Source organism: Tianweitania sp., from assembly GCF_032053605.1.
Classification (GTDB): Bacteria; Pseudomonadota; Alphaproteobacteria; order Rhizobiales; family Rhizobiaceae; genus Tianweitania.
The window spans coordinates 22,299-32,411 of sequence record NZ_DAMBUH010000036.1 but is presented as its reverse complement, the minus strand read 5'-3'; the positions used below and the strand labels follow the sequence as shown (position 1 = coordinate 32,411).

11 protein-coding genes and 1 tRNA gene are annotated in these 10,113 nt (G+C 60.3%); 8 read left to right on the top strand and 4 right to left on the bottom strand.

Going from position 1 to position 10,113, the window contains the following annotated elements:
* Window positions 1-690, bottom strand: a 690-nt coding sequence (locus tag RTX98_RS10475) for an efflux RND transporter periplasmic adaptor subunit (protein WP_312796456.1), incomplete at its 3' end; no start/stop codon positions are given.
* Window positions 691-801: 111 nt separating this feature from the next.
* Here RTX98_RS10475 and RTX98_RS10470 point away from each other — a divergent pair.
* Window positions 802-1,710: a PhzF family phenazine biosynthesis protein gene (locus RTX98_RS10470; protein ID WP_312796455.1), complete on the top strand. Its 909-nt coding sequence runs from the start codon at window positions 802-804 to the stop codon at window positions 1,708-1,710.
* A gap of 134 nt (window positions 1,711-1,844) precedes the next feature.
* Window positions 1,845-1,920 (top strand) — tRNA-Lys (locus RTX98_RS10465).
* 242 nt (window positions 1,921-2,162) lie between these two features.
* Here RTX98_RS10465 and RTX98_RS10460 read toward each other — a convergent pair.
* Complete coding sequence (locus tag RTX98_RS10460) at window positions 2,163-2,834, bottom strand: OmpW family protein (RefSeq protein WP_312796454.1); 672 nt, start codon at window positions 2,832-2,834, stop codon at window positions 2,163-2,165.
* Window positions 2,835-3,167: 333 nt separating this feature from the next.
* Here RTX98_RS10460 and RTX98_RS10455 point away from each other — a divergent pair, with 333 nt between their 5' ends.
* From RTX98_RS10455 to RTX98_RS10435, 5 genes are all read left to right on the top strand, one after another.
* Window positions 3,168-4,046 (top strand): glycine betaine ABC transporter substrate-binding protein, encoded by an 879-nt coding sequence (locus RTX98_RS10455; protein ID WP_312796453.1) that lies wholly within the window; start codon window positions 3,168-3,170, stop codon window positions 4,044-4,046.
* An 86-nt stretch (window positions 4,047-4,132) separates the two neighbouring features.
* On the top strand, window positions 4,133-4,756 hold the full coding sequence (locus RTX98_RS10450) for an ABC transporter permease (RefSeq protein ID WP_312796452.1): 624 nt from the start codon (window positions 4,133-4,135) through the stop codon (window positions 4,754-4,756).
* The gene (locus RTX98_RS10445) at window positions 4,753-5,403 is read left to right on the top strand and encodes an ABC transporter permease (RefSeq protein WP_312796450.1); all 651 of its coding nucleotides are present in this window, start codon (window positions 4,753-4,755) and stop codon (window positions 5,401-5,403) included. The genes RTX98_RS10450 and RTX98_RS10445 overlap by 4 nt, the downstream gene beginning before the upstream one ends.
* Window positions 5,400-6,329: an ABC transporter ATP-binding protein gene (locus RTX98_RS10440; RefSeq protein ID WP_312796448.1), complete on the top strand. Its 930-nt coding sequence runs from the start codon at window positions 5,400-5,402 to the stop codon at window positions 6,327-6,329. The genes RTX98_RS10445 and RTX98_RS10440 overlap by 4 nt, the downstream gene beginning before the upstream one ends.
* A complete protein-coding gene (locus RTX98_RS10435; protein WP_312796447.1) occupies window positions 6,326-7,105 on the top strand; it encodes a 2-keto-4-pentenoate hydratase in 780 nt (259 codons plus the stop codon). The genes RTX98_RS10440 and RTX98_RS10435 overlap by 4 nt, the downstream gene beginning before the upstream one ends.
* A gap of 10 nt (window positions 7,106-7,115) precedes the next feature.
* Here the strand turns inward: RTX98_RS10435 and RTX98_RS10430 are convergent, their stop codons facing one another.
* Window positions 7,116-7,595 (bottom strand): hypothetical protein, encoded by a 480-nt coding sequence (locus RTX98_RS10430; protein ID WP_312796445.1) that lies wholly within the window; start codon window positions 7,593-7,595, stop codon window positions 7,116-7,118.
* 121 nt (window positions 7,596-7,716) lie between these two features.
* Complete coding sequence (locus tag RTX98_RS10425) at window positions 7,717-7,914, bottom strand: hypothetical protein (protein ID WP_312796443.1); 198 nt, start codon at window positions 7,912-7,914, stop codon at window positions 7,717-7,719.
* 311 nt (window positions 7,915-8,225) lie between these two features.
* Here RTX98_RS10425 and RTX98_RS10420 point away from each other — a divergent pair, with 311 nt between their 5' ends.
* Entirely contained in the window at window positions 8,226-10,088 is a 1,863-nt protein-coding gene (locus RTX98_RS10420) for an EAL domain-containing protein (protein WP_312796441.1), read from the top strand.
* Window positions 10,089-10,113: the final 25 nt, after the last annotated feature.

The following is a 10,113-nucleotide window of genomic DNA, read 5'->3' as shown; positions in this document are numbered from 1 at the left end:
CGTTTGGCCGGGATCGACCGAGCGCGTCAGCACGATGCCGTCGATCGGCGCATAGATCTTGGTTTTGGCGAGATCGGCCTGTTGCAGCTTGAGATCGGCCTGGGAGACCGCAAGGTTGGCTTCAGCGATCTGCACGGAGCTTTGTGCCCGGTCGCGCGTCGCCGTTGCGGTTTCGAGCGCCGAGGGCGTGACCTGGCCGCGTTGAGCCAGGCTCTCGGCGCGGGTGAGCGTTGCCGAGGCTTCGCGCATCGTGGTCTGCGCGTCACTGACCTGCGCCTGCGCCGCCTTCACCGAAGCCTGCGCGCGTTCGACTTGCGCGGACAAGCGGGTGGTGTCGAGCTCGGCGAGAACCTGATCCTTGCGAACCTCCTCGTTTTCGCGAACCGTGACATTGCGGATGACGCCCGACAGTTCAGACGAAATGTCGACCTGGGTGAGCGGCTGCAGGGTTCCGGTCGCGGAGACTTGCACGGTCAAGGAGCCTTGTTCGGCCGGCACAGTGCGGTAGGCGACGTTCGGCGTCTCGGCGCCATAGACTGTGTAGCCGTACCAACCGGCACCCAGCAGGCCGAGCAGCGCCAGACCGCCAAGCCAGCGTCCACGCTTGGTCTTGCGACGGCTGGCACCGAGACCCAGCGCCAGTTCTGGATTGGGCGGCGTTGTTGTCGGCCGCTCGATCCGTTGGTCCATTGACGCAGCCTTTCCGATAGCTTCCAGAGTTTCTTCAACCGACAGATCATGGTTCAAGGTCGGCAAAGCAAATTAAATCTTGGCCATGTTGAGGGCACCCGGAGAGGCACAATGACCCACCCGTATCTGATCTATGACGTGTTCACTCAGACTGCCCTTGCCGGCAATCCGCTGGCGATCGTGTTCGACGCCGATGATCTGGACGACCCGGCGATGCAGGCGATCGCGCGCGAGTTCAACCTGTCTGAAACCGTGTTTCTGACGAAGGCCACCAATCCTGTCGCAACAGCCGATGTGCGCATCTTCACGCCCGACTACGAACTGCCGTTTGCCGGCCATCCCACCGTCGGCACGGCAATCGCACTGGCGCAAAAGCGCGACATGACGAACGGTCCCGCCTTGCTGGTTCTGGAAGAGAAGGTCGGGCCCGTGCGCTGCGCCGTTTCGTGCCGGGACGAGCAATGGTTTGCTGAGTTCGACCTGCCGCGCTTGCCTGAACAGCTTCCTCTGCCGGTCGACTCAAGTGTGATCGCAGCGGCGCTGGGCATCGATCCGCATGAGATCGGCTTCGAGAACCATCAGCCGAGCTATTGGACGGCAGGCAATCCGTTTGTGTTCATTCCCGTTGCGGACCTGGATGTCGCCGCGCGCGTGCGCCTCGATCCGCATGCCTGGGCGGAACTGGGTATCGTTAGGGATAGTGGATCGCTGGCTTCGCCTTACATGTATTGCCGCGAAACCATCAGGCACGACCGAGACTTCCATGCCCGCATGATGGTGCCGGTTATCGGCTCCTACGAGGATCCGGCAACGGGTTCGGCGGCAGCTGCCTTCGCCGGCGTGGTTCATCACTTCGACGAACCGATCGACGGGCCGTGCCAGGTCTGGATCGAGCAGGGCGTGGAGATGGGGCGGCCATCGTCGATCCGGCTGGAGATAGACATCGAGGCCGGAGCGATCTCGGCAGCGCGGATCGGTGGTCATGCGGTGAAGGTCGCGGAGGGCGCGCTTGCGGTATGACGTTGGGGCAGCAGGGTTGCTGTTCGCCACCTGTGCATGAAGTGTGATTTTCTTGGTTGAGGTGGGTTGTCAGGCCGGATCAGTGAAGCTATAGACGCGCCACTCGCGGTGTTGATCCCAGCGCCGCGCCGGTCGGGTGCGTAGCTCAGTTGGTAGAGCAGCTGACTCTTAATCAGCGGGTCACAGGTTCGATCCCTGTCGCACCCACCAAAGACCTCAAAGACTTAGCAGACATTCTGAAACTCGATGGCGAAGACAATCGCCAGCGAGTTGCGGTGCGTTTGCCGGTGTTGCACCAGACGTGCCGGCATGGCCGCGCTTCTTTGCTGACCAGCCTTTATCAGCTTCCAGAACGACTTGCGGCGGTGACTCAGCATTGAGCACCGCCGCAATAACAGATCGTCAGGAGGGCCCGCGATAGGCGGGCTCGTAGGCCCGCCGCGCCAAAATCCTTAGAAGCGGTAGGTAACGCCCGCGCCGATGAGCCAGGGGTTGAGGTCGGCCTTGCCTGAGAGCTTGGTGTCGCCGAGGTTGGCGGTCCAGTCCGGCTCGAGGAAGATCTTCTTCACGTCGACGTTGAAGCCCCAATGTTCGTCGACCATGTAGTCGAAGCCGACCTGCAGCGCTGCGCCGAAGGTGTTGTCGATGTCCATGTCGGTGAAGGGGCCGGAATCCTTCTGGTTGTAGAAGACCGTGTAGTTCACGCCGGCGCCGACATAAGGCTTGAAAGCGCCGAAGTTGGTGAAGTGATACTGCAGGGTCAGCGTGGGAGGAAGAATCCAGGTGCTGCCGACCTTGCCAAGCGTATCGATCGAACCGCCGGTGAACACGCTGGCCTTCGTGGTGCCGAGGATCAGCTCAGCGGCGATGTTGTTGGTAAAATAGTAGGTGATGTCGAGTTCGGGCACGACGGTGTCGGAGTAATGCAGGTCGGAACCCGGAATACCGTCCACGCCGCCTTCATCTTCGGTGATCACGCCCAGTGCGCGCAGGCGGACCTGCCAGGGACCGGGAGCCTCGACGAGCGCGCCTGGCTGATCGAGGGCGACGACGTCCGCAGCCATTGCAGGCGCGGCGAGGAGCAGGAGGGCGGCGGTGAGTGCCCCAGCAGATGTCTTGATCATTCGAGTTCCTTCAGAGTCGATCGGTTGTAAGCCGAGCGGGACTATGAAGGAGTGAGCAGAGGAGGCATTGAGCTAGATCAAAGTTCAGCCAAATCTCATTAGCAAATCATAACATTCGAGGGAACTGTGACATGCGTGCTACAGTATCTCGAGGCGGCTAAGCAGGCTTGGGAAAGGGGTGCTCTTTCTACAATTTCCGAATGTGAGAGATCGAATCTCCCTGGCGTTCATCCAGAAGAAACATTTTTGCCTAAACGCTGTATGTTGAGCGGTTCCAACCTGCCGCTTGTGACCTAGATGCGCGATTGTCCGCTGATCCAACCGGAGCCATCCATGTTCTCGAAATCCCTCAAAGCTCTCAGCCTCGGCCTTGCCCTGGTCTCCTCGGCCGTCGCCGCACAGGCCGAGCCGGTCAAGATCGGCAGCAAGAATTTTACCGAACAGTTCATTGTCGCCGAAATCTACGCCAAGGCGCTGGAAAATGCCGGCATCGAAGTCGAGCGTCGCCTGAACCTCGGCGCAACGCAGATCGCGCATACGGCGCTGACATCCGGCGAAATTGATCTCTACCCGGAATATACCGGCACGGCGCTGGCAGCAGTGGTGAAGGGCGAACTCACCAGCGACGCTGACCAGATCTACAACACGGTGAAGGACTACTACGAAAAGAACCTTCAGCTGACGCTGCTCAAGCCGACCGCGATCAACAATGGCTATGCCATTGTCATGCTTCCGGACCGGGCAGCCGAGTTCAAGGTAAAGACCTTGAGCGATGTCGGTCCAGTCTCCAACCAGATCACTTTCGGCGCCGAAGGCACGTTTGCCGAGCGCAAGGACGGTCTGCCGGGCCTCAAGGATGTTTATGGCATCCAGTTCAAGGAATTCGTGCAGTTCGCCAAGCTCGGAATCCGCTACAGCGCATTGACGAGCAAGCAGATCGACATGACCTTCGGGTTCAGCACGGACTGGCAGATCGATGACCAAAAGCTGACGGTGCTTCCAGACGACAAGAACCTTTTCCCTCCTTATTACCTCGTGCCGGTGGTTCGCCAGGACGCCTTGAAGGCCAATCCGAAGATCGCGGAAGTGCTGGACAAGATTGCGCCGCTGCTCACCAATGAGAAGATGCGCGCGATGAACGCGGCGGTTGAGCGCGACCGCGAGGAACCGGCCGATGTCGCGGAAAAGTTCCTGGAAGAAAACAAGATCTGAGTTAGGGTCTTTGGCTAGACGGGGCCTGCCATGTGCGGGTCCCGTTTTGCTTGTCTGCACGGAAGAAACAGCATCGGCATGAGCACGTGACCTGGACGCCCAAGAATATCGACAAGATCCTCGAAGCGGCAGGGCAGCACCTGATGCTTTCGCTTCTGTCGGTGGCGATCGGCTGTGCGATTGCGCTCGTGCTGGGCATCTGGAGCGCGCGGCGGCCACGTCTTTACACGGCCTTGCTGACGATCACCGGCATCATCTTCGTCATTCCAAGCCTTGCGCTGTTCGCCTTTCTGATCCCGGTGATGGGGTTGGGTATGAAACCCGCGCTGACCGGTCTGTCGTCGTATTGCTTGCTGATCCTGCTGCGGAATGTCGTGACCGGACTGCGCAGCGTGCCGGAAGAGGTGCTCGATGCGGCCGACGGTATGGGTTTCAGCCGCTGGCAGCGACTGTTACGAATTGAACTGCCGCTCGCTCTGCCGCTGATCGTGTCGGGTGTGCGTATCGCTTTGGTCACCGTGATCGGCATTGCAACGGTGGCCGCATTCATTGATGCGGGTGGTTTGGGATCGATCATACTTGCTGGCATTGACCAGAGCTATCCCGAGAAGATCATTGTCGGCGGCGTTGCGACGGCGCTGATGGCGATCATCTGCGATCTGCTGCTCACCTGGGCCGAGCGCGCCTTGTCGCGCGGGAGGCAGGCATGACCCTGCTGCATCAGGCGATGACCTGGATCATCGAGAACCCCGCGCAGTTCAACCGTGCGCTGGGCCAGCATCTGTTGATGTCGTTTGTGTCGATCCTGTTCGCCCTGGCGATCGGCTTGCCGCTGGCCGTGGCAATTCTGAACCGCAAGGGCGCGGCCTTCGTTGCCGTGAACTCGGTCAACGGTTTGCGCACGCTGCCAAGCCTCGCGATCCTGGCGATCATGATGCCGATCCTCGGCATCGGCCTATGGCCGTCTATCGTGGCGCTGACGATCCTGGCGCTGCCGCCCATCCTGATCAACGCTTACATCGGCCTGCGCGATGTCGATGCCGATGCGATCGAGGCGGCGACCGGCATGGGGATGAGTCGCTCACAGATCCTGTGGAAGATCCGCGTACCACTGGCAGCGCCCGCAATGTTCGCCGGCTTGCGCACCGCGTCCGTTCAGGTTCTCGCCGGCGCAACGCTGGCGCCTTTCATCGGCGGCGGCGGGCTGGGTGACTTTATCGCGGTGGGCATTGCCGGCATGGACATGTCGCGGCTGCTGATCGGCGCGATCCCGATCGCGATCTTGGCCCTACTTGCCGAGTTCCTGCTCGCTACGGTCGAGCGGCTTCTGTTTTCTGAAAGGACATCTGCGACATGATCGAGATGGAGCATGTCACAAAGCGCTTTGCCAAAGACGCAGCGCCTGCCGTCGATGATCTCAGCCTGGAGATCCCGGAGGGCGTAACGGTTGCACTGGTCGGCCCGTCCGGTTGCGGCAAGACCACGACGATGCGGATGATCAATCGGCTGATCGAGCCGACCGAGGGCCGCATCACCGTCAATGGCGAGGATGTGCGTGCCGTCAATCCCGTCATCTTCCGCCGACATATCGGCTACGTCATCCAGCAGGTCGGTCTGTTCTCGCATATGACGATCGCGCAGAATATCGGCGCTGTGCCGAAGCTGCTCGGCTGGTCCGCAGACAAGATCAGAGCACGCAACGAGGAGCTGATTGCGCTTGTCGGGCTCGATCAGGCCATGCTGACGCGCTACCCGCGCCAGCTGTCGGGCGGACAGCGCCAGCGCGTTGGCGTCGCCCGTGCGCTGGCTGCCGATCCTCCTGTTTTGTTGATGGACGAACCATTCGGCGCGATCGATCCGATCGCCCGGACGCGGCTGCAGAACGAGTTTCGGCAGATCCTGCAGCGGGTGAAGAAGACCGTCGTGATGGTCACGCATGACATCGATGAAGCCGTGCGCATGGGTGACCGGATCGCCATCATGCGCAGCGGCAAAATCGTGCAGTACGATACGCCTGACGAGATCCTGTCGTGGCCGGTTGATGCGTTCGTTGAAGACTTTGTCGGTGCCGACCGCGCGTTGAAGCGCCTCAGCCTCTATGAGGTTAGCCAGGTGATGCAGCCGGCAGTGGACGCCACGGCAACAGCAAAGATCGCGCCGGATGCTGATCTGCGCAACGCGCTCAGCGCGATGATTGCCGCCAATACCGATCGTCTCGCCGTCGTAAACGCAGCTGGTGCGCCGGTCGGTACGGTTACTCGCGACGCGATCACCGCGCTTTGAGCGAGGCTGCGGACAACCTAGCTCGGCGGATCGCGACCGACATCTGCGAGCGGAAGCCTTTCCAGCTTTCCGGAATTGCCGATCTGGATCTCCAGCAGGCTTATGCTGTCCAGGATGCCGTCGTGGATCAGCTTGCGAGCGGTCCTGCGCGCCGCGCGATCGGCGGCTACAAGCTTGCTTTCAACAAGCAGGCTTCCTTCGATTACTATGGCATTACCGAACCGTGCAGCGCGCCGGTGTTTGCTGACCGGATCATGCCATCGGGTTCGTCGGTGAGGCTCGACGCCTATGGTGAACTGGTGATCGAACCGGAAATTGCGGCCGTGCTTGGCGAGGATCTGCCGGGGTCCGGTGTGACGCTGGAACAGGCGAATAATGCGATCAGCCACTACACGGCAGCTTTCGAGTTGCTGGATTTGCGCGGCGCGTTTGCGCTCGATCCGAGTGCAGCGGAAGCGGTGGCGCAGGGCGTCTATAATGTTGGCGCCGTGCTGGGTAAGACCAGGATCGAGCCAGGCGAGGTGGATGTCGCCACGCTGCCGGTGTCGCTTGTGCTAGACACTTCTGAGCCGATGAAAGCGCGGGGTGCTGCACCTCAGCATCCCGCTGAAGCCGTTTGCTGGCTGGCCAATCATCTTGGAGCCCGGGGTTACCGGCTTAAGGCCGGAATGATCGTGCTCTGCGGCACGCATTTGCCAGCGCAGACAATCCGGCAAGCCGGCTTGATCCAACTGGCTATGGGGTCGCTTGGACGCGTCGAGCTGGCCGTAATTTGAAGCTGGCGCCTTACGGCGTCCAGAACAAACAGAAGGCACAAGCCGCCACGAAGATGGCGAAGAACAGACTGCGCAGCAGGACGTTCTTGCGTAAGTGATCCAGAGCGAAGTGGGCGCCGACCAAGGCCGCTGCATACAGGAAACGCCAGTCGACCAGCGAGGACAGCGCACCGCTCTGACCCCAGGCAAACCGGGCGACGACTACGCCGACGATCGCCGCGATCAGTGCAATAGCGGCCCAGAACACAACTTCGGTTGCATGCGACAGGACGAAGGATGCCGCCCGCAAAGGCAGGATCACCAGCAAGGCGGCTGATAGAAAATACAGGCCGGCAAGCGGAATGAAGGTTGGTGCCGAGGCGATACCGTCCAGCCGACGCAGACCGACTGCACCGAAAGGATAGCCCTTCTGAGCCAAAAACAGGCAGGCTATAACAAGAAGCGCGGTAAGAACCGCGAGGAGAGCGAAGGAGAGGGCGGCTCTCTGCATGGCACCAGGAATCGCTAGGAGGAAATCGATACCTTGCAGTGCCAGCCCATGCCGCGAAGTTCAAGCGGCATGTCATGAGCGGTCAACCGGAGCATTCTTAAAGCGAGTCGTCTGCTCGACGTCAGCAAGTTTCCAGGCAGAGGCCAGCCGACCGGCCTTCTTCACGCAAGGTGCTGACGATATCATCCGGCGACACATTGGCTGAGGGATGCTGACGCATCAATTCATTGGCGACTTCAGCGGGATCGAACCGGGCATCTTCGCGGGAAGCATTCAGGATCGCGTCGGCGATACCGACTGCCAGGGGTAAAATGGTCATGCTGTCTCTCCTCGGGTCCCGCCGCGTCAATTCCAAGCATGTCTTATGTTAAGGCGGAACCAAGGCGTTGGTTGCGATGATGCGAAAATTATTCCGCATGTTGCGTTTCAACCTGCATGTTCAGTTTCATTAGCGCGCGCTAACTTGGGTGGGACAAGGTTGAGTTCTGCACCAAAGTCACTGCATCACTTGAGACACTACGGTGATGTCGGACTTCGGAGCTGACCTGCTTCTTTTTCCTTTTATCTCTTACCTGGACTTAAGCATCCCTCCGTTAAGACTTGCCGCGGTTGATGAAGTGGAGCCGGTACGTGCCGACAAAGCAGGCCCTCGAGCGGCTGATCACGCTTCAAACGACCGTTCTCAAGATGATCGCCTATGGCGAGCCGATCCAAGCGATCTCGGGAACGATCTGCCGCGAGGCCGAAGATATTTCGGGCGAGGCGTCCTGCGTGATCTTCAGCGTGGATCAAGACGGGCGGATGCATCCACTGGCCGCGCCAAGCCTGCCGTTGCCCTTCTTGCGCCGCTTTGCGGAAACGAACGCGCCGGCGTCCGACGTGACGCCAATCGCGTTCAACCAGCCGGTCACGGTCCTTGACGTCGAAAAAGATGCTCGCTTCGCGCCTTATCTCGACGTGATGATCCCCTTTGGCTTGCTTAGCTACTGGTCGAGCCCGATCCGATCACGCGACGGACGGCTGCTTGGTAAGGTCGGGTTCTATTACACCAGGAAGCGCGGCCCTAACGCCACCGAAGAGGCCATCGTGGCCAGCCTGACGTGTCTCTGTGCCGTGATGCTGGAGAATCAGGAAATCCAGCGGAAGGTGAAAGATCTCGCTTTCATCGACACCCTGTCGAGGCTGCCGAACCGTGCCAGCTACAATGACCGCCTGTCCATGCTGATGGAGGACGCGACTTCGCCCTTCGCCCTTCTGCTCCTCGATATCGATTACCTGAAGTCCGTGAACGACACGATGGGGCACGCCGTGGGCGACGCCCTTATCCGCACAATGGGTGCGAGGTTGAAAGGCATCGGCGGAACGGTAGAGCCGTTTCGTTTGAGTGGCGACGAATTCAGCCTGATCGTGCATGGCTGCGATACCGAAGACGCCATGGAGCAGGTGGCCCGCAGCATCATTTCGGAAGCCGGCATCCCGTTCGAAGCCAACGGCTACAGCGTGGTGCCCTCGGTGACGATCGGGGGCGCGATCTATGATGCGACCCAGCAGGGAGCCGATCGGCTGCAGGAAAATGCGGATCTGGCGCTATACCATGGCAAAGAATTAGGCCGTGGTTCGTTTGTCGCCTACAAACCCGGCCTGCAGACCTCCATTGCCGAACGCGTGAAGCTGATGGGCGATCTAGGTGCGGCCCTACGGGAAGGGCGAATTGAGGCGTTCTTCCAGCCGATCGTCCAGATCGATACGGGTGCGATCGTGGGTATGGAAGCGCTGGCGCGCATGCTGTCCTATGAAGGCACGATCGTTCCCGCCGCCGACTTCTACAAGGCGACGAGCGACCCCCGTCTTGCCTATGATCTCAGCGGCGTCATGTTGAAGCAGATCGCCAGTGCAGTACGCGGCTGGCTCGATTTCGGCATTCCGTTCCAGCATATCGGCTTCAACGTCACGCAGGCCGACTTCAAGCAGGGCGATATCGAGCGCCGCATCACCGAAGCCTTTGCCGATGCCGGCGTGCCGCTGAAGCACATCATCCTCGAGGTCAATGAAGCCGTTTACCTCGGGCCGGGCGATGATTTTGTGGCGCGTGCGGTGGAGCGGCTTCGCGCCAAGGGGATTTTAGTGGCGCTCGATGATTTCGGCACCGGCTTTGCGTCACTCACGCATCTGCTGAGCTTTCCGGTCGACATCATCAAGATCGATCGGTCCTTCGTGACAGACATCGTGACGGACAAGAACAGCTGCGTGATCGTTGAGGCGCTGCTGGGCATTGCGAGTAAGCTCGGCATGCGGATTGTCGCGGAAGGCATCGAAACGGTCGAGCAGGCTGAAAAGCTGATGTCGATGGGGTGCCGCCTCGGGCAGGGCTATCGATTCGCGCCGCCGGTGCCGCGCAGTCTTGCGACTGAGTTGTTGCAGCGATTGGGCGAGGGTGTGCACCGCGCGGCGGAAACACCAAACGCCGAGGTCGATCACATCGCGCAAAGATAAAGCCGCTTCCAGGCAGAAGCGGCTT

Bases quoted from the DNA above. Each gene is read 5' to 3' on its own strand.
- RTX98_RS10470 (WP_312796455.1), top strand. From the start codon at position 802: ATGACCCACCCGTATCTGATCTATGACGTGTTCACTCAGACTGCCCTT.
- RTX98_RS10460 (WP_312796454.1), bottom strand. From the start codon at position 2,834: ATGATCAAGACATCTGCTGGGGCACTCACCGCCGCCCTCCTGCTCCTC.
- RTX98_RS10455 (WP_312796453.1), top strand. From the start codon at position 3,168: ATGTTCTCGAAATCCCTCAAAGCTCTCAGCCTCGGCCTTGCCCTGGTC.
- RTX98_RS10445 (WP_312796450.1), top strand. From the start codon at position 4,753: ATGACCCTGCTGCATCAGGCGATGACCTGGATCATCGAGAACCCCGCG.
- RTX98_RS10440 (WP_312796448.1), top strand. From the start codon at position 5,400: ATGATCGAGATGGAGCATGTCACAAAGCGCTTTGCCAAAGACGCAGCG.
- RTX98_RS10430 (WP_312796445.1), bottom strand. From the start codon at position 7,595: ATGCAGAGAGCCGCCCTCTCCTTCGCTCTCCTCGCGGTTCTTACCGCG.
- RTX98_RS10425 (WP_312796443.1), bottom strand. From the start codon at position 7,914: ATGACCATTTTACCCCTGGCAGTCGGTATCGCCGACGCGATCCTGAAT.